The 21859-nt window shown below is 45.5% G+C and carries 17 protein-coding genes; 7 read left to right on the plus strand and 10 right to left on the minus strand.

Features of this window, described 5'->3' with window-relative positions; all coding sequences use genetic code 11:
* Window positions 1-30 precede the first annotated feature (30 nt).
* The 3 genes from V202x_RS25090 to V202x_RS25100 all read left to right on the plus strand — a co-directional run bounded on the left by V202x_RS25090 (window position 31) and on the right by V202x_RS25100 (window position 3269).
* Window positions 31-1071, plus strand: coding sequence for a prenyltransferase/squalene oxidase repeat-containing protein (locus tag V202x_RS25090; RefSeq protein WP_197993088.1), 1041 nt, complete (start codon window positions 31-33; stop codon window positions 1069-1071).
* A 273-nt stretch (window positions 1072-1344) separates the two neighbouring features.
* A complete protein-coding gene (gene larC, locus V202x_RS25095; RefSeq protein ID WP_145179537.1) occupies window positions 1345-2640 on the plus strand; it encodes a nickel pincer cofactor biosynthesis protein LarC in 1296 nt (431 codons plus the stop codon).
* 95 nt (window positions 2641-2735) lie between these two features.
* Window positions 2736-3269, plus strand: coding sequence for a bestrophin (locus V202x_RS25100; RefSeq protein WP_145179538.1), 534 nt, complete (start codon window positions 2736-2738; stop codon window positions 3267-3269).
* Between the two features lie 30 nt (window positions 3270-3299).
* Here the strand turns inward: V202x_RS25100 and V202x_RS25105 are convergent, their stop codons facing one another.
* The 8 genes from V202x_RS25105 to fae form a co-directional block, all read right to left on the minus strand.
* Entirely contained in the window at window positions 3300-4478 is a 1179-nt protein-coding gene (locus V202x_RS25105) for a DUF1501 domain-containing protein (protein WP_145179539.1), read from the minus strand.
* A 140-nt stretch (window positions 4479-4618) separates the two neighbouring features.
* Entirely contained in the window at window positions 4619-5602 is a 984-nt protein-coding gene (locus V202x_RS25110; protein WP_197993089.1) for a beta-ribofuranosylaminobenzene 5'-phosphate synthase family protein, read from the minus strand.
* A 48-nt stretch (window positions 5603-5650) separates the two neighbouring features.
* Window positions 5651-6214, minus strand: coding sequence for a DUF447 domain-containing protein (locus V202x_RS25115; RefSeq protein ID WP_145179541.1), 564 nt, complete (start codon window positions 6212-6214; stop codon window positions 5651-5653).
* A 149-nt stretch (window positions 6215-6363) separates the two neighbouring features.
* Window positions 6364-8946, minus strand: a complete 2583-nt coding sequence (locus tag V202x_RS25120; protein WP_232098696.1) for an outer membrane protein assembly factor — start codon at window positions 8944-8946, stop codon at window positions 6364-6366.
* Window positions 8947-9424: 478 nt separating this feature from the next.
* Window positions 9425-10033, minus strand: a complete 609-nt coding sequence (locus V202x_RS25125) for a hypothetical protein (RefSeq protein ID WP_145179543.1) — start codon at window positions 10031-10033, stop codon at window positions 9425-9427.
* Entirely contained in the window at window positions 10030-10608 is a 579-nt protein-coding gene (locus V202x_RS25130) for an RNA polymerase sigma factor (RefSeq protein ID WP_145179544.1), read from the minus strand. Before V202x_RS25130 ends, V202x_RS25125 begins: the two co-directional genes overlap by 4 nt.
* Before the next feature lie 152 nt (window positions 10609-10760).
* The gene (locus V202x_RS25135) at window positions 10761-11624 is read right to left on the minus strand and encodes an NADP-dependent methylenetetrahydromethanopterin/methylenetetrahydrofolate dehydrogenase (RefSeq protein ID WP_145179545.1); all 864 of its coding nucleotides are present in this window, start codon (window positions 11622-11624) and stop codon (window positions 10761-10763) included.
* 109 nt (window positions 11625-11733) lie between these two features.
* The gene (gene fae / locus V202x_RS25140; protein WP_144988444.1) at window positions 11734-12231 is read right to left on the minus strand and encodes a formaldehyde-activating enzyme; all 498 of its coding nucleotides are present in this window, start codon (window positions 12229-12231) and stop codon (window positions 11734-11736) included.
* Between the two features lie 238 nt (window positions 12232-12469).
* Between fae and V202x_RS25145 the strand changes: the two genes are divergently transcribed.
* A complete protein-coding gene (locus V202x_RS25145; RefSeq protein WP_145179546.1) occupies window positions 12470-13807 on the plus strand; it encodes an ATP-grasp domain-containing protein in 1338 nt (445 codons plus the stop codon).
* A 115-nt stretch (window positions 13808-13922) separates the two neighbouring features.
* Window positions 13923-15275, plus strand: coding sequence for an enolase C-terminal domain-like protein (locus V202x_RS25150; RefSeq protein WP_145179547.1), 1353 nt, complete (start codon window positions 13923-13925; stop codon window positions 15273-15275).
* A gap of 15 nt (window positions 15276-15290) precedes the next feature.
* On the opposite strand, the gene V202x_RS25155 is transcribed toward V202x_RS25150, so the two are convergent.
* Entirely contained in the window at window positions 15291-15989 is a 699-nt protein-coding gene (locus V202x_RS25155; protein WP_145179548.1) for a site-2 protease family protein, read from the minus strand.
* A gap of 552 nt (window positions 15990-16541) precedes the next feature.
* Between V202x_RS25155 and V202x_RS25160 the strand changes: the two genes are divergently transcribed.
* Window positions 16542-17834, plus strand: coding sequence for a reverse transcriptase family protein (locus V202x_RS25160; RefSeq protein WP_145179549.1), 1293 nt, complete (start codon window positions 16542-16544; stop codon window positions 17832-17834).
* Window positions 17835-18009: 175 nt separating this feature from the next.
* A complete protein-coding gene (locus V202x_RS25165) occupies window positions 18010-18777 on the plus strand; it encodes a DNA topoisomerase I (RefSeq protein ID WP_145179550.1) in 768 nt (255 codons plus the stop codon).
* Between the two features lie 14 nt (window positions 18778-18791).
* On the opposite strand, the gene topA is transcribed toward V202x_RS25165, so the two are convergent.
* Window positions 18792-21521, minus strand: coding sequence for a type I DNA topoisomerase (topA, locus tag V202x_RS25170; RefSeq protein ID WP_145180815.1), 2730 nt, complete (start codon window positions 21519-21521; stop codon window positions 18792-18794).
* Window positions 21522-21859 lie beyond the last annotated feature (338 nt).

A 21859-nucleotide genomic window follows, 5' to 3' on the forward strand; every position in this document is an offset into this window, starting at 1 on the left:
GATTCAAAGCTCTATAACAGGAAATTTCCTATGATGCGCTGGTTAGTAGTATGCATTGTTCTTGTTTTTTCTGTATCTAAGCAAACACATTGCTGGGCCCAAGAACTCGATCAACAAAAAAAACAACTTGATGAAGGTATTCAACGGGCAATTCAGTTTTTGTCAATCTCACAACAGCCTTCAGGAGCCTGGTCCTTCAATTCCTACGGTGAATCAACGGCTGCGACTTCATTGGCAATCATGGCGTTTATGGCCGCAGGCTATGTTCCAGAAGAAGGCCCCTACGGCGAGCAGATGAATAAAGGCATCGACTGGGTCCTGTCTCATCAGGCAGCGAACGGCCTGGTCGTACATCATAAAAGTCACGGCCCGATGTACAGCCACGGCATCAGCACACTGATGCTGGCAGAAGTAGCGGGAATGCTGAAAGGAGAACGAGAGAAAAAATGCCGTCAGGTATTGGAACGCGCCGTGAAAGTGATCATCTCTGCGCAGGATGTTGCTAAAGATAAAAGGAACGCGGGTGGCTGGCGTTATTCTCAAACGAGTAAAGATAGCGACCTGAGTGTCACAGGGTGGCAACTATTAGCACTACGTGCCGCAAAGAATATTGGATGTGATATTTCTGCAGACCATATCGACCGGGCAGTCGCCTATGTGCGTCATTGTCGGGGACGAAATAATGTTGGCTTTGCATACCAACCCGGCGGAGCTCCCAGCGCAACAAGAACGGGTACAGGAATTCTCGCTCTGGAAATCTGTGGAAAACACCATACGAGAGACGCGCTGGAAGCAGGCGATTACCTGGTTCAGCACCCTTTGAAACCCGATGAATTTTATTACTACTATGGAGCCTATTACTGCAGTGTGGGCATGTTTAAAATGGGGGGAGAGTACTGGAAAAAGACACGAGCAGCAATTATTCCGCAATTACTGGAAATGCAGAAACATGATGGAAGCTGGCTCGCTACGAAAGGCAGTGAAAAGGGAGCGGGTAAAGTTTATTCCACTTCTCTCGCGGTCCTGGCTCTCGCCGTCGAATATCAGTACCTGCCGATCTACCAACGTTGAATTGAGCCTGATTCTCATGCCTGAAACACTTAACCTGTTTTGGTTCAAACGTAGATCGAGTGATGTCACTCAGCCTAAAAGCGATGAAAACTGCCCTCTTTCTAAAACCAGTATCTTCTGCTCTCTGGCATCTGTTTGATATTATTAGAGTTAGCGTATTCTATCAAATCCGACTGGCTTCGAATTGACCTTGGAGAACCAGCGGATTACTCTTAGAATTCGTTTCCGAAATTTTCCAGATCCCCCAAATATTAACACACTTGGATACTGACTGTGCGGATTGCCTATTTAGATTGTTCTACCGGAATCAGTGGTGATATGACGTTGGCGGCACTGGTTGACGCCGGTGTCAGTGCAGATCAGATTTGTGCCGGCATTGATTCGCTTGGCCTGCCTGATGTAAAGCTGACTTTTTCCTCCACCATGAAAGGTGGTTTTCATGCAACGTCAGTTCAAATTGACCATCCGGAGCAACACGCTCATCGCCACTTAAGCGATATCGTTAAAATCCTGAAACAATCCAATCAGCTCACTGCGAAGCAATTTGAAATTTCACTCTCGCTGTTCACAGCAATTGCATCAGCGGAGGCCAAGGTTCACGGTTCTACAATCGATCAAGTTCATTTCCATGAAGTCGGTGCTATCGATTCAATCGTCGATATTGTAGGAGTGGCAATTGGTTTCGACCTGTTGGGTGTCGAACAAGTGATTTCAAGTCCTGTTCCCACAGGTTTCGGACAAATAAAAATCGATCATGGAATCTGTACCGTCCCTGCACCAGGCACAGCTGAACTCTTGAAAGGGATTCCTCTTGCAGACATTCCCATTGAAGCAGAGCTAACGACTCCCACGGGCGCAGCCATTATTTCGACACTTGTTGATCGTTTTTCAATGATCCCGCCCATGACCATAGAAGAAATCGGATACGGGGCGGGTACGAAAACGTTTCCCGAAAGAGCGAATCTCTTAAGAATTTTTGTCGGGGAGCTCGCTACAAAAAATAATACTGACAACGTTACTCTACTGGAAACCAATCTCGATGACATTTCTGGAGAAATTATAGGCTATACAAAACAAAAACTATTGGAATCGGGGGCGTTGGACGTTTACTCTTCTGCAATTCAGATGAAAAAAGACCGACCTGCCACCCTGCTCAGTGTCATTTGTAAACCGGAATCATCGGATAAACTCGAATCGATTCTTTTTCAGGAAACAGAAACACTGGGGATTCGTCGGCATCAATTGCAACGTTCGATTCGGCCTCGCCAAAAACATACTGTGAAAACAGCTTGGGGACATGTTGAAGGCAAAATCTCTCTGACACAACATCAGCAATCACAATTTACTCCGGAATATGAATCGTGCGCACTGATTGCGGTAGAGCAAGGAGTTTCATTGCGAACCATTTATCGTGCGGCTGAAGCAGCTTTTATGATTGAAAGCAAATCAAGTAACAGCCCCAATCTTAACGATGCAAATGTGCCCCACGACCACGACCACGACCACGACCACGACCACGACCACGACCACGACCACGACCACGACCACGACCACGACCACGACCACTAAAAGTCTCTTTAAAGATGATCAGGAAGATCGTCAAGAGATCACTTTTGGATCAGCACGTCTGATCTTGTTTGGAAGTAAAGGATGACTTACCAATCATGTTTAATTTAAGTGACCCCAATGTCATACTGACAGGTATATTATTGATTGCAATTGCATGGTCATTAAAGAAGAATTTTCGCATGCAAAAGCGCGTACGCGATCGTGATCCGTTACAAGAAGCAAAACACGAAATTGCCCGAACCGAACAAAAACAAGTCAACCGGCTCAATCAACTTGAAGTCAAGCTCTTTGATTACGGTCGAGAAGTAGAAGCGCGTTCCGATGACCGCCTGCGAGTCCTTGATGAGTTATTGCAGGATGCAGACCGAGAGATTAATCGACTACGTCAGCAACTGGCTCTCACCCAACAGAATTCCAGCGAACCTACTAATCAACCGGGACCAGATATTTCAATGTATGAGAGCTCTCGAAAAATCAGTGCATCACTTGAACAGAGATCAATGATTGTTTTCCTCAGCCAGGCAGGATTTTCAGTACAGGAAATCAGTAACTGTTTTCAACACAGTGTGTCTGAAATAGAAACCATCCTGACTGAAGAAAATGAACAACACAATACAGATGTTGCATGAGTCGCTATTGACTCAAATTTTGAATTCTGGTCACGCTGTTACTAATTCCTGAACCGGTGCTGCTTCTATCAGTTTGATTTCCTGATCATCCGTTTGGGCAAGCAGGCTCTCAGGATTTAAACCCAAATGACGATAAATCGTTGCCGTCAATTCAGACGCATGAACGGGACGATCTACGGGAGCACTGCCCCGCGCATCACTTGCCCCCACAACCTGCCCTCCAGGTGTGCCGCCGCCGGCAATCAATGCCGACCATACATGAGGCCAATGATCCCGACCGCCATAAGCATTGAGTTGTGGGGTGCGGCCAAACTCTCCTGTCGTAACCACAAGCGTATCATCAAGCAATCCTTTTGAAGAGAGATCATCAAGTAATGTTGATAATGCTTTATCAAAGGCGGGCCCCAGTGAATCCCGATAATCATAAACTTTTCCGGATGTTCCCGCTCCTGTGCCATGACAGTCCCAGGACAATTGCTGATGTAGATTATCAAACAAATTGACAATCACACACCGCGTCCCCCGTTCGACTAGCTGCCGAGCCTGAAGTAGTAACCTGCCGAATCGCTGTTTTCCGTATTGTTGCTGGATCGCCATCGATTCTCCGGCGACTTCAATCTCATGTTCGCTCGTAGCCGATAATTCTCCCATTGATGTTGCAGGCTCGAATTCTTCGCCTAAAAATGTTGCCTGCTGTCCACGATAGGTATTCACTCCTAATGAGCCGATCAAGCGTGGTAAAACAACAAAGGGAGGTGCATCACCACGTGGCCCCCATTGCCTGGATACGACTGAACCAAAACAAGGATAATTGATTGCTCCTCGCGACAATCTTCCTGTCTGAATGAGTTGATGCCCCGTCTCGTGAATGGGAGCAGCTTCGTGATACATTGATCTTATTATCGAGAACTGTCCAGCTCGCTGGGCCAATTGAGGAAAGCACTCGCTAAGAAAAACACCAGGAACAGACGTCGAAATTGCTTTTAGTGGACCACGAATTTCAGAAGGCGCTTCAGGCTTAGGGTCAAATGTTTCCAGTTGGCTGGCGCCACCTGTCATCATGATCAAGATACAGTTTTTCTGTGAACGATCTCTTTTCGAAGCTGATAAGGCAGCTCGCTCAGACATTGACAATCCGGCGAAGCTCAGGCTTCCGACACGCAGGAAATCTCGCCGCGATACCTCGGAGTGATTTTGCTTGGAACGCATAAAAGACAGTTCTCACTACTTTATGGATTACATTGTTTTATTTCGGGATGGTAACATTATAACAAGGTTCGACTATTGGCGAAGATTTCCTCTAGTAGAATTCAATATGTTTCGAGATCTTAGAAATCTATATCTAATGTTCATGCAATGTTTCTCAACTGAGTATAAGCACCACGGTTTAAAGGCTTTACAATTTTAATCGAACAAAATTCTCCGTAACCATTTTCAAATAATATACTTGAAACATATTCAGCGTGTGTAGAATCCCGGCAAACGACCGATAAAGTCGGCCCCCAGGAGGTCTGGGTCATTCCCAGAATTTCTTTTAAACTCAGTAAATTTTCTAGCTCGGCCATCCGGGGATGAGCAAAGATTCCCCCTTGAGCAGGCTGAAAAAACTCACCTACAGCGTGTCCATACTCTGTCAAACCCGCACTAAAACCTTCAAAGTCCTGTACCCTTATTGACGGAATAAGCTGCATCAGAATAAGGCGACAAAGCTTGTCGGTAAGAGAAACAGGCATAGAGCCTAACTTCTGAATGGCTTTCGCTTCTATGTTACCGGAAATGCCTGCCCGATCAGTGGGTGTGATCAATAAAACTTTCCAGTCTACGGGAAAATCAACCCGCAGAACCAAGGGACTGATTTCACTTGAATCGTTTTTGCCTCCTTCTACGATAAATCCACCCGATTCAAAACCATGTATCCCGAGGGCAGAGCGTGCCCCACGTTGAACGCACTGTGCCAACTCCATAGAAGAAAACTGATCTTTTTCATTTAACATCAAAATGGCGCGCGCGACTGCCAAACTCAATTGAGTTCCCGAACCAAAACCACAATGTTGTGGAATTTCAGATTGTACTTCTACAGAATAATAACACTCACGTGACGCACCAGTCAGATTTCGGCGAGTCATGTTGATCACATTTTCAATTTTTGAAATGTAATTCTCACTACAAACAATATGATCTTTTTCTTCAGCTGATTTTTTTACTGAGAGAGTCAATCGTGGCTCATCGACCATTAAACCAATGCCACCAAATTCCCGGCCTGCTAACGGGGCAATTGACAGCAATCCCCAATGTAATCGGCTTCCCGTGGTTACGATGACTTCGCGTGACATGACAGATAAGTGCTTCTGAGAGTTGTTGAGTTTTTGGTTCACGATCATCTAAGCATACGCTTTGGAAATATACTCTTCCAGTAAGTTGAAAGCCGTGTGTTCTTCCGGACCGGCAGTTTTTTTCACAATCTCTGCCAAAGCACGATACTGTGTCTGCAAATCATGTTTCTCTATTATATGAATGCGTGTTGCCAGAATCGCTGCTTCCAGCACAGCATGCTTAGCCCGGTTAAGGCCAAAATAATCCCGAATTCTACCATGATGGACTACTGAAGCCTGCATCACAGTGCGATCGGCAGATTCATCAATCGTATCGATTTGAAATTCATACCAGCGACAAGCTGAGGAGATCACATCACCTTCAATTTGCTCCGCAGGAAATGTGTTTGGGGGCTCATCCAACTGACTGATAGCCGCTTTTGCCAGCAATAACACATCATCAACAACGTGGAATACTCCGCAACGGGTCTCCTTCAGATTATGGAAGGTTCGAGACGTCTGAAATGGTCGTAACACAAACTGGCTCATCTCAGGATTGACCAGTGGTCCCATCGGGGCAATATTCAATTCTCCCTGTCGATTTCTACTGCTGACAATGCCTTCCAAAATCATCTGAGCTGCTCTCTGAACGAACAATCTGCCACATAACAATCCACTATCATAGCCCAGAAGAAAGCCCGATGAAACTGGTGGCGACGTAGAAATTCCGTCCTGTCAGCAGTTATATTCACACAAAAGCGTTGTCGGGAAACATTGATCAATTAACGGGTGAACCCAACATAGAAGCTGAAGACCTGTGTTTCGTCGAATGTCTCTTTTGCCAATGGAACAGCAAAATCCAAAGCTACTGGAACAGGTCCCATTGCAGGAACTGTTAAACGAAGACCGGCACCAACAGAAACACGGAACTGATCGAGAGAAACACTTTCTTCAACGGTACCAAAATCACTGAAGAACACCATTTGGATCATCTCATCGGCAGTAATCGGAACCATATACTGTGCACTACCCAGAAAGCTCCATCGACCACCTACGGCAATTCCATTTTCCCGCGGTGTGACTCCACGGAATTCAAAACCACGGAAGGTCTGGAAACCACCGGCATAGTATCGTTCAAATACGGGAGTATCTGAATCGGTCCAACCCAGCGAGGCACTGATAGAGAGGATATGACGTCCGCCACCATCGGGGCGACTGAAAAGAGTAAAATATTGACTGGCATTGGTTTCCAGTCGGCTATAATCAAAATCTCCCACAGCTTGCTCGACTGCAGCTTCGAAAATATGTCCTTCTGCCGGTAGAAACGCTGCATCACGTGTATCATGTGTGGCGGCAATTCGAAATGTATTCAGCAAATTATTACCGACAGACTGTTGAACAATGGGAGGTGTCGGTGTGCGCGGGTTTCGCAGGTCGACATTTTCCAGTCGGAACTGTCCGTTAATTGACCACTCTTGAGTCAATTGACGCCCCAGAGTCAAACGTGTACCTACGCGTTCTTCATCCCAATCCTCATAGAATCGTGTGAAGTAAAAACCACTGACTCCCAAACTGAAATTAGTATCCAGGAAATAAGGATCGGTCCAGTTGAGTAAATATCGGCTGACCTGATCACCGGGAACTGCTTCCGCACGGAAACGTTGCCCGCCACCACGCCAAGCAGTACCGTCCAGCAGATCTTCCATGCTACGGGGAGGTCTTAGAATATCAAAGTTTTCTTCCTGCAGAACGATCGAACCAACAACCCCCGCATCACTATTGACGCCGACTCCAAACATCAAACGCCCAGTACGGCTTTCGGAAGCATAAACATCCAAATCCACCCAACCCGGTTGTTGCTGGGGAAATTCGGTTCCCATTGGATCGCCAAGTGGGCTGTTGCCAAATAAAGGATTCAGAGGTTCTGGAATGCCATTATCGTAATTTTGTCCGCGAAATATTTTGTTTTGTCCACGTAATATTTTCTGGGTTCGATTTTGTTCGTTTAAAATACCGTCATCGTAAATTTGCCCACGTTCATAATTTTGGTCGAGTTCGTTATATCGGGTACGTTTTATATTTTGGTCACGTTCATTATTTTGACCTCGCAAAACATCGTTTTTGCGACTGTTAATCACTTCGCGTTGCGGATCGACTTTTGTTATGTTAATCCGTGGTCCATTTTGACCTTTTTCAAAAACCTGTCCCCCTTCGATACGACGCTTACTCTTCTGAATCAAACGTTGATTTGCCAGATCACCGGGAGCAACAAGCAATGGATTCGTTAAAACTGAACTCTTGGTGCGCGGATTGTCTCCTGCAATATGCGGTGTAATACGACGAATACGGTACGGTTTGTCTTCGTTGATCTGATAGACCAAATCGACTTGGCCTGGTGCTTCCAAAAATCGGGGAACCGGATTCACTTTTGCAAATAAATGCCCTATTTCTCCATATCTTGTGGTTAGTTTATCAACATCCTTTGAAAGAGTACGACTGTTGAAAAACTCTCCCGAGACTAATTTAAAATCGTCGCGAATTTCTTCTTCCGAGAAAATCCGATTTCCCTGAATCAGGATTTCACGAATTTTGTAGCGTTTACCCTCGTTAATCGTATATTCAATTTGAACGCGAGAACGATCTTTGTTATAGCCTACCTTTTCCTTAATTTTCACATCGAAAAAACCCAGACCGTTGTAGTATTGCTTCAGAGAGACTAGATCATCTTCGACTGTGGAAGGATCATATTTTCCTCCCAAAATACTCAGACCAAGAGGCGCTTTTTTGGTCTGCAGTTTTGTTTTGAGCACACCTGAGCTCACAAATTTGTTACCCCGGAATTTGATTCCTGAAACAACCACCTTGGGGCCTTCTTTGATCTCGAAAATCACTTCACGATCATCGGCAAGACCTCCTTTGACGAGTGTAATCTCGGCAAAACGATATCCGCGTTCTACATAAAGTTGCTTAATCCGATGTACTGATTCCTGATTAGCAGAAACATCAAACGGGGAACCGACTTTTAAACCGGTTGTCGCTTCCAGGCGTTTGGTTTTGATTTTCTTATTACCACGAAATTCGACCTTTTCCACTATAGGACGTTCTTTGACCTTGAAGATCAACACCAAACCCTGTTCCGTTTTTCGATAAACGGGTTCCACGCTGGAAAACCAACGGGTCGCAAATAGGAGCCGCATATCTTCAAGCACTTGTGTGCGTGAGGCAGGTCGGCCGCGTTGGCTTTTGGTCTTTTGTAAAATCGAGAGTGCTGGAATGGACTCATTTCCTTCCACGCGGATGTCGAAAAGAGGTTCATCCAAGGATATGGCGCTCTTTTTTCCTTCCTGCGCAGAGGCTGATTTCATCACAGGAAAATTCCCGTTGATGCAGACTCCGAACAAAATAATCTGTACCAGGATCAGGCTCGATGCCCATCGCAATGCGTTGCCGCATCTGGTGTCAGACAAGACACCTCTTATCATGTCGAATCCAATTGTAATTTTTGCGAGAAAAGATACGAGGTTCACTTCTGTGTGACAGGTTGAAAATCTCTTTTTCAATGGCCCTGTGATCTCAGGGAGGAAATGAGAAAAGGGAGTGTTAGACAGGAAATGTTCCCTCCGGTTAACAGTGGGTTACGTACAAATAACGGAAATTGAAAACAGCCGCAAGATGAGTTTTTCAATGACGATCAGAATTGGTGACATCAATTGAAAAAAGTACTGTTTGTGGCAAAATTACTTGTAAGACTTACAAGTTTTGTTACACGTATCATGCGAGATATCAAGACGGGAAAGGCGAAGTGAATTGACTGAATTGATTGACGGTAATTAGATCCATCTGCTAGTCAGTGGTTGAACTTAAGTGACAGGCAACACAGGACAAAACCACATTGCTGGCTGACATTTTATCCATTTTTGCCCGAAAAGTTCGATTCGCTTTCTCTTCACGCTGGGCGATCCAAAGGCAGGACTGTTGTTTCTGTAAATTATTTGCTCCTATGGGGATGTGATTTTCGGGAGCAAATGTAGAAACTCCCCACCCCATTAGAATCCCAGCAAATAGAATCAACGCTGCGTTCATAAGCCGTCTTTGATAAAGCTTTGACTTTGCAGACCGTTTTGTAAGTTGATGCGATTCTGCTTCTGCCCTTAAACGTGTTGCCGCTTGATCCGCCATCCGTACAGATTCTGCAGACAAAAATGGATGCTCAGCTTGTGGGAAAAGGCCGAAAGATTTCTGATCCTGAGTCTGATGAAGATCAGTACCGTACTCGTTGAAATCATCAGCTGCCATATCATCATTTAGAATCTGATGAAATGTATCCAATGCTGGCGCAAGAGTTTCTTTCATCTGCCGACAGCGAGAGCACAATTGAAGATGCCATTGCAACTCTTCGCAATTGTGATCAGTAGGATGAGTAATTAGATCAAACGCTTCGTCACAATTCATGATACATCTCCTTCCGAAGTCGAAGCTTCAGAAAAACGATGGGCCAATTGAAGCAATCCGTTTTTCACACGTATTTTTGCTGCTGACAAACTACAATCCATGGTTAAAGCAATCTCAGTAAATTTCATTCCGCCGAAAAAACGCAATCGCAGCGCATCGGCTTGCACTTCCGGTAATTCACAAAGGTATCGCGCCAATAGCGCAAATTGTTCTGTTTTCAAGGCAATTTGTAAGGGAGTCTCTGACGAACTGGGTTCGGGTACCACAACTGCATCAGTCATTGACGAATGAACAATTTCACGCGGCTGGCGTTGTTCCCGCTTATAATGACGACGACACAAGTTTAAAAAAATAGTCCAGAGCCAGGTCGAAAATGCAAATGAAGGATTATAGGTCTCACGTGCAGCGAATGCAGACAAAAATGCTTCCTGCACCAAATCTTCCGCGGCCGAAAAATGACCAAATTTACTCCAGGCAAACCGTAACAGACGCTTACGATAACGTACCACCAATTCATCGAACAGAAGATACTCTCCTGCACAGACGCGTTTCATAATGGTGGCATCGTCATACATGAAAATGATCCGGAAGTTAAACTGCTATAGCTCCAAGAGCTTACAAAACGCATTTCCCTTATTTGGAAGTGTATTCTCAACTCACCAATTCTATCGAGACTCAGAGAGTCGATGCAACCTGAATTGCTCATTCTCCAGTTCTTAAGCAGCATTTAGTCTTTAAGATCAACGCCAATCTGGTAAATTTCTTCGGTATCCAGCAGGAGATCATTCGATTCAAACAGCTTTTGGATGGCCGCTTTATGAATCTTCATCTTTGTACCTCCTGCTCCAATCGCTCCGTAACAGAGAACCCCTTCCCGATCTGTAGCCTTATCCATCACGTCAACTTCCTCAATCCCCGCTGGTGGAACCGCATTCAAATCAATGGCAACTTTAAGCTGCTTCATCGGCTTCCAACAGGCTGCCGGGAGCAGTTTCACCCCCGCTGCACCAGCGGAAATAATGAGGTTTGTATCCTGATTGACTGCTTCAATCTGCTTGTGGTCTTTTAAAGAGAGGGCTTTTAATTGTGCTCCTTGCACAACAGTAGTAATTGCATCACAGGTAGCCTGAGCGCGCTCTTCAGAACGGGAAGCCACAATCACATTTGCCCCGAGTTTTGCCAGTAATTGTGCTGCACGCTGACCAACGGGACCGGTTCCTCCCAAAATCAATGCAGTCGTTTCAGAAAAGTTGAGATGCTTCCCCGCCGCCAAGACTGCAGCGGCCGCTGTCGTATTGGAGCCATTGGAATCAATCATTACGGAGACACGAACCGGGCCGAAAAACAACTCTTGAACTCTTTGAAAGAGTGTCTCCCCTTCCTGAATCTGGCTCCCCCCCACAAACAACGCCGTGTGATGCAAGTCTTTGGCCCCGCGAGTAAACATCGCTCCATGTACCAATGGTGTCACATTTTCAGGTGTGATATCACCGTAACTCATCAGCTCATCAACACCAGCGTCGATGGCGACAACACGATCAAATGTGCTGGGCTGCGCATCAGTATCCAATTGAATCAATATCTTTTTCATGTTAGTTCTGAAACTCATCAAAGCCAGGGAATTGTAATAGACAGAACGAAAAACCCCTGCTCTGAATGAACAGGGGTCTGAATTCGATCTTTCCACCTAATCAAAAATTTTAGCCAGCGTAGAAGGGATGAGAGGCTTCACTCTTCTTGGCTAGCATTTCGTCAGCAGAAGGCTCGCTTTTCATGGCGCGAGCAATTGCTTCCTTGGTGGCTTCGTAATTGTAATCAAAGATCTTCTTGTCATCATCTGCTTCCCAGTGAATGAATACACCACAGACAATCACGAGATCTTCACACTGGTCTTTGGGAATGACACCTGCTTCAACACTGTCTGCAACAGCTTTTGCAACAGCGTACTGAGCGGGTCCAAACATTTGAACTGCTTGCTTAGCCCCTTTAATAGTTACCTTTGTCACCATAACTGTAGCAGGTTTCACAGCCAAGTTAGGTGAGAGTACCGCAAGCAGATTACTATGTCCCATTTTCTGGCTGGAGAGAGCATTTGCAAAAGCCACTCCGACAGGACCATTTTTGTCACCAATCAATAAATCGATATGAGAAACTTCATTACCTTCACCAACAAGTGACTCACCGACAAACATTGACATTCTTCGTTCTCCATTTCGTATTAGGTTCTTACAATTATGCGCAGTGCACAAATTAAAACGGATCACGAATACCGCAGTCCTGGAGGGACGACGAAGCAAACTCTCGTTTTGATTCGCCTTGGATCATTCGTAGCCTGTCCTATTTAATAACAATTTAAGAACAGGATTGCCAGTAATCCGCTAGAATTCACACTAAATCCTCATAAAATATTATCACCTACTCCCAATTCACAATTTGATGAATAAACAAGAACAGATAGAAATTCCAAAGAACCCTGAGCTACTCATTGTTGGAGCGAGCACACGAGCTGCCGCATTTTCTGCCCTGCGTGCCCAATTCCAGCCGCTCTGTGTAGATCAATATGCCGACCAGGATCTTCGTGAAATTGCGCAAATGCTTCCCAAAACAAGCGATGAATCAAATTGGTTGCAGGACCTTGACGAACGTTCTTCAATGGAGTGGATCTATACTGGGGGAATGGAAAATCATCCGAAATTTATCGAGCAAATCAGTCTAAAACATCAGCTGCGAGGCTGTGATCCAGAAAGTCTGTCTTATGCCCGGGATCCTTTTTTCCTAGAAGAAATCCTGTCTCGAACAAAAGTCCAAACTCCCACCTGTCTTACGGCTGACTCCAAGCCAGATGGAAATTTGAAATGGTTGAGTAAACCAACGCATGGTTCAGGAGGCCACGGAATCCATTTTGTGGACGCGACCTATTCAAAGTCTCTGAGAAACAAAGCTTGCTATATACAGCGCTACCAACCTGGAATTCCACTTTCGGCCCTGTTTATTGCTTTTCGCCACGTCTCTGTTTTAGTGGGTATTTCCATGCAATTTGTTGGAAATGCCGCCCTCAATGCGAAACCATTTCAATTTTGTGGTGGAGTCACACTTAATTCTTTTCCATCCTCATGGAATCATGCCATACAAGAACTGGGGCAAACAATTGCACAACGGTGTCACATACAGGGCATTTTTGGCTGTGATCTCATCCTGGACCCAATGCAAGAAAATCGAATCTGGTTGAATGAAGTTAACCCGCGCTATACAGCGTTAACTGAATTATTTGAACTACAATCTCAGCTTCCAATCCTATATTGGCACATGGCCGCCTGTCGCACCTTTGAAGAGCAAAAGATCGACTTTGAGACTCCGTTACAACTACAAAAACAGCTTCTAGAAGCCCAAAACCAGACGCGACCTCAAATTGCCAAAGGGATTCTCTACGCGGCTCAGGATACGACTTGTCCTGACATTGATTGGAACCACAATTTGTCAAAAGACCTCTACCAAATCCCGGAACTCGCTGATATCCCCCATCCAGGAACAGTCATTCAAAATGGTTCTCCCATCTGTTCAGTTTATGGAGTCGGAGAGAACCACCAATCCTGTCTCCAGTCACTGGCTGAGAGAATCGTCGAGTATACGCGGCTTTTTCAAGCGGATTCCCGGAGAGAAAATAACGCGAAGGCCATCATTAACAAGCTATGGCCTGAAATGAAAACAGAAAATTCCCTTTTTTCCCGTTTTTTCACAAGCGAGAATGAATCGCATTCGTTTCTTGAAGATTAAACGAAATGGTTATAAAATCAACTTAGGAAATGACATTCTAGCGGATGATCTACAAAACAAAAAATAAACCATTGCAATAGTTTATCACGCAGTATGAAGGATTAATTACAGAGCGATGTCCAAGTCAACTGATATCAAAATTGTTGAGGCGAAATTTTCAACTGAAGAAGTTCCATTTCGTACCCCTCTGAAATTCGGTGGACGAGTAATGGACAGCAGTGTCCTGTTAAATGTGGAAGTCGTTGTTGAAACACGCAATGGAAAACAGGGTATCGGAATTGGCAGCATGCCTGCTGGAAACATCTGGGCTTGGCCATCGACTGTTGTCAGCCCCGATGACGGCCTGAAAGCCATGATCGCGTTCCTGGAAGAAGCTGTCGAAATTGCCAATATCTGTCCGGAAATTGCGCACCCGATTGATCTGATGTATCATATTTCGGCTGAGTACCATTTCATGGGAAAAAAACTTTCGAAAAAACTAGGCCTTGAGGAGGAAATTCCCGAGCTGGCCCAGCTCGTTGCATCCAGTCCATTGGATGCAGCCATTCATGATGGTTTTGGACGTGCGAATCATATCAACAGCTATAACGGCCTCTCCTCGGAATATATGAACTATGATCTGATGGAATACCTGGACGATCAGTTCCAGGGAGAATACCTGGATCAGTACACACTCCGTGACCCCAAACCAATGCTGCCGCTCTACCATCTTGTGGGAGCGCTAGATCCGATTACTGAAGCCGATGTTTCTGAACGCATTGATGATGGTTTACCTGAGACACTGGGAGAGTGGATCAAAGCAGACGGGCTGACCCATCTAAAAATCAAGCTCTCTGGCGATAATCTCGACTGGGATATCAGCCGTGTGATTGCTATTGAAAATGAAGCAGTCAAAGCACAAGGAGAACGAGGGCAAGATACCTGGTTTTACTCACTGGATTTTAATGAGAAATGTGAAAATGTAGATTATGTTCTCGACTTTTTGAACAAAATACGCGAGCAGACACCGGCTGCCTTTGATCGAGTTCAATATATCGAACAACCCACAAATCGGGACCTTAAAGCCAATCCGGAAAATAAAATGCATGAAGCAGCCAAGATCAAACCAGTGGTCATTGATGAATCTCTGGTCGACTATGATTCGCTGTTACTAAGTCGCGATCTGGGTTATTCAGGTGTCGCTTTAAAAGCCTGCAAAGGTCAAACGGAATCACTGTTTTTGGGAGCTGCCGCGCAGAAGTTTGATATGTTTCTCTGTGTGCAGGATTTGACTTGCTGCGGTTATTCTTTTCTGCATTCTGCCAGTTTAGCGGCTCGAATTCCAACCATAGCCGCAATTGAAGGTAATGGCCGCCAATATTGCCCTGGCCCAAACAAAAAGTGGACACGCTCTTATCCGGGTATGTTTAACATCACTGATGGAACAGTCAAAACGGCCGAACTCAACGGTGATGGTCTCGGGTTCTAGACACGAGAAACACTTCTACCAGGGATTATTCCGCTGTTGGTATGCCTGAAAGTTAAAAAAGGCAAATAAAGCAAACATAATGCCTGCAAAGCGATATTGCTCTTTGAAAAAATAAAAGGCTAGTGCGCCCGCAGCGACCATTGAAATCTGTAGAGCCAACACATCACCTCGATAACGTTTGACGGCTTTGCAGATATCCTCACAAATGTGTCCCCCATCCAGGGGCAGCACGGGAGCGAGATTAATCAATCCCCAATATAAATTGATGAAATACAAGTAATGGAATGTAGTACTAACATAGATTGCCCCTTGCTGATCCAAGTTATTCCAAAAACCGAACCTTATGGAAATGTATTTAAAAAACATGACTGCTCCGAGCAGTCCGAAACCGGCCAATGGTCCTGCTGCTGATACAATGATTGACCGCTGGGTTGTCATCCCCGAATAAGGCTGAAACGTGGCCAGACCTCCAAAATGATATAACATAATTTCAGGGGGCCAACCAAAGTGTTTTGCCATGACGGCATGACCCAACTCATGAATCAGAATTGATACAAAAACACAGGCAATCCAGATCAGCGTCATTTTTGGATCATCGGGGTACCATCCCATGAACGCTGACACAGCCCAGAATAATGGATGTACGCGGACTGGAATCCCAAACAGAGAGAAACGCAAATCAAATTCTGTGGGATTAACGTTCCCCAGCATCATCTTAACTTTCTATTTTCACTATTAGCAAAACGGCTCCGCAGTAATGAGAAACTAAAGTAGTACCAGACAGCATACTCGATTTCTATTTGAATCGTTCATCGCTGGAATCTCTTAATTCTGTTTCAAATGTATCCTAGCTATAAAATCAAGGCAATTGCAGTTCATGTGACATGCATAATGCTACTTTTTTTGTATCAGTTTTTATTGAATCAGTTTACAGTACTGAAATCGTGTTGGAATATAGGGGCTTTATCCAGATTCACAAGACTTAACATTGACGCAGTTCACGAAAAGGATACGATTTGCAGTCTTGATGGGCAGTGGGTCGCACAAGTTCTGACTCTAACTGAATCCTGACGGATCACTTAGAGTACTGCGGGGATACCCCGTGGGAGAAGTATTGACCATTCTACGATATGTGAAGTATCGCTACGATAGACTCTTATCGTAGCAATACTTCGCTACAGGATCGGTTGTGCGGCCCGCTGGTCATCTTTGTTACTTTATTGAGTAAAGTAATACCATATTTTAACCTGACTGCAGGGTTTCTGAATGGGCATATTTCAATTCATACGCCGGCTCCTGTTTGGTTCATCACCAAGTAGACCAATTGCGCCTGCAGATACCCATTCAGCCCTGAAACAAATTAAGCCTTCTCGGCCACGTCGCAAACCACGTCTACAACCACTGCGATTTAACAAAAAGAAAAATCGCGATTCACCTGACATGGTTGATGTATCACCGTTGCCGTATAAGCTTGCACGCCCGTATGAACTGCTGCGATACCGATCACAATCTGATCATTATCTTGATATGACTCAAGATGTGGATCATCAAAAACTAAGACAATACCATCTACCCGCGTTTTCTACACCCGAAGAAATTGCAAACTGGCTCGAATACCCTCTCGGAAAACTGGCATGGCTAACTCACCGATTTAATCAAGCTGATCGACCGGATGATGTGAATGAATCGCATTATACTTATCATTGGCTTCCAAAACGGAATGGCTATCGGCTAATTGAATCCCCGAAACCCTTTATGAAAATGGCTCAACAACAGATTTTACAAGACATACTCAATAAAATCCCAGCGCATCCAACTGCACATGGATTCGTCACCGGCCATTCTCAGGTGACCAATGCAGTACCTCATACAGGCAAACGTGTGGTAGTGAAATTTGACCTGGAAAACTTTTATGCCAGTGTCAAATTCTCTCGCGTCATTTCCATCTATCGCAGTGTTGGCTACTGTCGTGAAGCTGCGATTTGGCTCGCGCGGCTGACGACGACTGCCATTCCCATGAGCATGCCTTTTCCTGATGGAAGTTTGCGACCACTATATCCTTATCTCTCTCGCCATCTTCCGCAAGGCGCACCAACATCCCCTGCACTGGCGAATCTGTCTGCATTTTCCCTGGACGTCAGGCTCTCAGGTTTAGCGCGATCGTTTGATGCAGAATACACACGCTATGCCGACGATTTAACCTTTTCCGGTTCCGACCAATTTTTGCGTTCTCTGCGTGTCTTTATTCCACTGGTGGAGCAAATCATTCGGTCAGAACGATTTCAGGTCAATCAATCGAAACGACGCATCCTCCGAAATAACCAACAACAAAAAGTGACTGGCGTTGTTGTGAATGAACACACGAATGTGCCGCGCAAAGAATTCGATCTGTTGAAAGCGATCCTCACGAATTGCATTCGAAAGGGGCCTGCCAGCCAAAACCGGGAAGGTCACCCCGATTTCGCCAGTCATCTCCGAGGACGCGTGGCCTATGTTCAACAACTGAACCCAAATCGTGGCCAACGTTTACTCCAGCTTTATCAGCAAATCCGCTGGTAATTTCACTACATGAATTTGCCTTGGTATGTTGGCTCTGATTGATGCATAATAGGTATTCTACTACCCTTCTTGCTGGAAAAAACTGTGATTGTTTAATCCCAATTTAATTGGAATCCGTTTTATACACTAATAAGTCATTTTCATGCCATACTCTCACAAAATGTAAGGAATTATTGTGGGTGGATTTTTAAATTACCTGGTAAAACCGCTGTTAAAACCATTAACGCGTTTTATTGTCGGGCTTATTGCGATCCCGATTTTTCATCTGATCCTTAACAAGGTTATTCGTGTTCAGGAATTAGATGCAGAATTGGAAAAGGATCTCGAACAATGGTTTCGCGGTTCTTTGTTACTTCTGGTAGCGACAGTGAATATGGAAGCAGCTCTGTTTGCCTGGGTACCTGACCTATTTGACAAGGTCTCCCCAAGCCTACAGGGAATCGAGAGTATAATACTGACAGGATTTAGGATCTTGCTGGCTATTAGTGTGATTGAAGCCATGCCCGATCAGGAATTATTTTCAATCATTCACCCTGGTCCCCCCAAGCTATTGTTATCAAAAAAATATGGCATTTTCCGGGAACTGAGAGAAAAATGGCGAGCCATTCTGAAGGGGGTTGTGTGCCAGCATATCAATCGCTCCTCCCCTGTATTTGCGATTTTGTCAGCAATCATCCCCGACATGATAGGTTGGGTCTGTTATGGAATAGCGATTACACAATACTTGATTATCGGCTTAGTCACTTCGCGTGATCGTGCGCTGGATGTGCTCTCAGAGTTTGACCGTCAGGTGAATATTCGCCGTCGTGAACTAATTGAAGAATTTGATTTGAGCGATAAAGAAGTCAAATCAGTAGATCGTAGGAGATGTGAGGAAGAAGCAGAACAAAATGCGCTTTCCCTAGATCCGGCGGAAGGAGATGACCCCAAAGTGTCTGCTTGACCTGAATCAGCCGTCTATTCTTCAGCAGTTTTTTTCTTGGCGGATTTCTTCTTAGCTGCTTTTTTCGTTGTCTTCTTTTTGGCGGCTGCTTTTTTCGTGGTTTTCTTCGCAGCTGCTTTCGCTTTCTTGGCAGGTGTTTTCTTTGCGGCTGTTTTTTTCGCCTTGGTCCCCGCTGATTTCTTAGTTGTCTTTTTCTTGGCGGCCTTCTTCTTTGTACCTTTTTTGGCTGCTTTCGCTTCCAACCATTCGAGCGCCTGTTCTAGCACCACATTTTCAACTTCGTACCCTTTGGGAATGGTCGCATTGATTTTGCCATGTTTTACATAAGGCCCGTAGCGACCATCAAAAATGGCAACCGTTTCTTCGTCTTCCGGATGTTTTCCTAATTCACGAATGGGTGTCGGTGCACTTCGTTGACGCGCCTGCTTTAAGAGTTCTACAGCACGAGGTAACTCAATCGTCAGAATGTCATCATCCTTCGTCAGAGATTTGTAGACCTTGTCGTGCAAGACATAGGGACCGAAGCGACCAATGCCCGCGTTGACTTTCTTTCCTGTTTCGGGATGCTCACCCAAAAAACGTGGCAGACTCAAGTATTTGAGCGCCTCTTCCAGACCGATCGTGTCCGGGTCGACCGTCTTGGGAATACTGACGCGTTTTGGTTTTGGTCCATCTTCAATCACATCCCCCAATTGCAGGTAGGGACCAAAAGGACCAAATAACTTGTAAATGGGCGTGTTTTCTTCAGGATGCATCCCGAGTGACTTCGGCCCTTCACTTTTCTGGCGAATGAGTTTTTCTGCAAGTTCATTGGTGAGATCTGCTGGTGCGATATTGTCGGGAATCGAAGCAGAAACAGGTTCTTCTTCTGCACCGTCAGTGACATACGGCCCATAACGACCGACGCGCACTGCCGACTCAATCCCTTCTAAATTAAGCGTACAGATTTCCCGCGCATCGATTGTTTCTTCCTTGGATTTGACCTGCTCATCGAGGCCTTCTTTTCCTCGGTAGAATTGGTTCAAATACGGTAACCGATCCCCTTCGCCGACGGCGATATCGTCTAATTCCTGCTCCATGGCGGCCGTAAATTGCAGGTCCACCAGATTGGGGAAGAACTGTTCCAGTAAGCGAGTGACTGCCAGTGCGGTAAATGTGGGCACAAGTTGGCTACCTGACTTTTTCACATAGCCGCGGTCCTGAATGGTCCCGATGATGGAAGCGTACGTACTCGGTCGTCCCACCCCTTCACTCTCCAATTTCCGCACGATAGTCGCTTCTGTATAGCGCGCGGGGGGTTTTGTTTCGTGCTTGAGGGGATCAACCTGGTTGGTTTCGAGGGCCTGATTTTCCTCCAGCGGTGGCAGCATCGATTCACTGTCGTCCAAAGCGGCTTCCGGATCGTCAACCCCTTCAACGTAGGCACGGAAGAAGCCAGGAAATTCCACATGGCGTCCTGTGGCACGAAACTCAGCATTATCGGCGGTGATGGTCACTGTTTGAAAACGCAGCTTGGCTTCTTCCATCTGTGTGGCCATCGTCCGTTTCCAGATCATTGCATACAGTTTGGCTTGTTGTCCCTTTAGTCCGATCTCTTCTGCCGTTTTCATCGACTTGCCAGCGGGTCGAATCGCCTCGTGTGCTTCCTGGGCGCCCTTGGACTTCGTATCAAATCGGCGTATCTCCGGGTTGAGGTAATCTTTGCCATATAAATCTTCAATCCGATCTCGCGATGCAGAAATCGCTTCATTCGAGAGATTCACGCTGTCAGTACGCATATAAGTAATGTGGCCATCTTCGTATAAACGCTGAGCAACCTGCATCGTTTCACGGGCCGACATGTTTAACTTGCGGTTCCCCTCCTGTTGCAACGTGCTGGTAGTAAACGGCGCAGGGGGCTTGCGTGACTGCAGTCGTTGTTCGACTGAAGTGACAGTCCAATCAGACTTTTTGACACGTTCGAGCAATTCGTCTGCCTGCTGCTCATTCAACAACAACACATCCGCATCGGTCTTCAGCTTGCCTGTGGACTCGTCGAAATCTTTACCGCTGGCAACTTTTTTGCCTCCGACCGCTGAGAGCATCGATTCAAATTCGGCTCCATCAGAAGTCTTTAATAATGCCTTCAAGTCCCAATAGGTACCACTTCGAAAAGCAAGTCGTTCCAGCTCCCGCTGGACCAGAATTCGGACCGCGACAGACTGCACACGCCCAGCAGAGAGTCCACGGGCAACTTTTTTCCAAAGTAGGGGGCTTAATGTAAATCCATACAAACGGTCCAGTACACGTCGCGTCTCCTGGGCAGAGACCAGATTCAAATCAAGTTCCCGCGGATTAGCAATCGCTTCCTGAATGGCATCTTCTGTGATTTCAGAGAAAACCATGCGTTTTACGGGTACTTTTGGTTTCAATAGCTCAGTCAGATGCCAACCGATACTTTCACCTTCACGGTCTTCGTCAGTCGCAAGAATGAGCTCTTCGGCATCCTTTAGCGCGTCTTTGAGTTCCTTTACCGTCTTTTTCTTCTCTTTGGGTACCAGATAATAAGGCTCAAATTCTGACTCGGTATTGACCCCCAAGGTAGCCCATTTGTGCTTTTTCTTGAATTCGGAAGGAACATCAGAAGCCTTTGCAGGCAAATCACGTACGTGCCCCATACTGGCCAGGACCCGATACTTACTGCCTAAATAGCCACCGATTTTCTTGGCTTTGGCCGGTGATTCAACAATCACCAATGCTTTCAGCTTTTTCTTTGCCACCAGACCTGCCCTTCCTGAGAAACCGGCGTAAACCTTGTCACCAATGTAATCTTGGATACAATACGCGGCTTAATTTCTGCCATTATTTTCTTACTTTGAGATCTTTAGCCGGATCAGATTGATACTTTATCTCGGCAATCCATAACCGCCACAAAACTCTCTGTCAAGCCTGTATTTATTTTTTCATCCCTAATGTGCTCTCAGAATGAGGTACTTTTTGCCTTAAGATCAGCCAGGAAACAACAGGATTCTTTGAGAGAAGACTTTCACGAATGGCCCGAATAAATTACAACACATAAAATAAACAGAAAACTCTTTTCTAA

It is taken from the genome of Gimesia aquarii (genome assembly GCF_007748175.1).
GTDB lineage: Bacteria > Planctomycetota > Planctomycetia > Planctomycetales > Planctomycetaceae > Gimesia > Gimesia aquarii_A.

Coding starts and splice junctions, on each gene's coding strand:
- V202x_RS25090 (WP_197993088.1), top strand. CDS start 31: ATGATGCGCTGGTTAGTAGTATGCATTGTTCTTGTTTTTTCTGTATCT.
- V202x_RS25100 (WP_145179538.1), top strand. CDS start 2,736: ATGTTTAATTTAAGTGACCCCAATGTCATACTGACAGGTATATTATTG.
- V202x_RS25105 (WP_145179539.1), bottom strand. CDS start 4,478: ATGCGTTCCAAGCAAAATCACTCCGAGGTATCGCGGCGAGATTTCCTG.
- V202x_RS25110 (WP_197993089.1), bottom strand. CDS start 5,602: ATGTCACGCGAAGTCATCGTAACCACGGGAAGCCGATTACATTGGGGA.
- V202x_RS25115 (WP_145179541.1), bottom strand. CDS start 6,214: ATGATTTTGGAAGGCATTGTCAGCAGTAGAAATCGACAGGGAGAATTG.
- V202x_RS25120 (WP_232098696.1), bottom strand. CDS start 8,946: ATGAAATCAGCCTCTGCGCAGGAAGGAAAAAAGAGCGCCATATCCTTG.
- V202x_RS25125 (WP_145179543.1), bottom strand. CDS start 10,033: ATGAATTGTGACGAAGCGTTTGATCTAATTACTCATCCTACTGATCAC.
- V202x_RS25130 (WP_145179544.1), bottom strand. CDS start 10,608: ATGTATGACGATGCCACCATTATGAAACGCGTCTGTGCAGGAGAGTAT.
- V202x_RS25135 (WP_145179545.1), bottom strand. CDS start 11,624: ATGAAAAAGATATTGATTCAATTGGATACTGATGCGCAGCCCAGCACA.
- fae (WP_144988444.1), bottom strand. CDS start 12,231: ATGTCAATGTTTGTCGGTGAGTCACTTGTTGGTGAAGGTAATGAAGTT.
- V202x_RS25145 (WP_145179546.1), top strand. CDS start 12,470: ATGAATAAACAAGAACAGATAGAAATTCCAAAGAACCCTGAGCTACTC.
- V202x_RS25150 (WP_145179547.1), top strand. CDS start 13,923: ATGTCCAAGTCAACTGATATCAAAATTGTTGAGGCGAAATTTTCAACT.
- V202x_RS25155 (WP_145179548.1), bottom strand. CDS start 15,989: ATGATGCTGGGGAACGTTAATCCCACAGAATTTGATTTGCGTTTCTCT.
- V202x_RS25160 (WP_145179549.1), top strand. CDS start 16,542: ATGGGCATATTTCAATTCATACGCCGGCTCCTGTTTGGTTCATCACCA.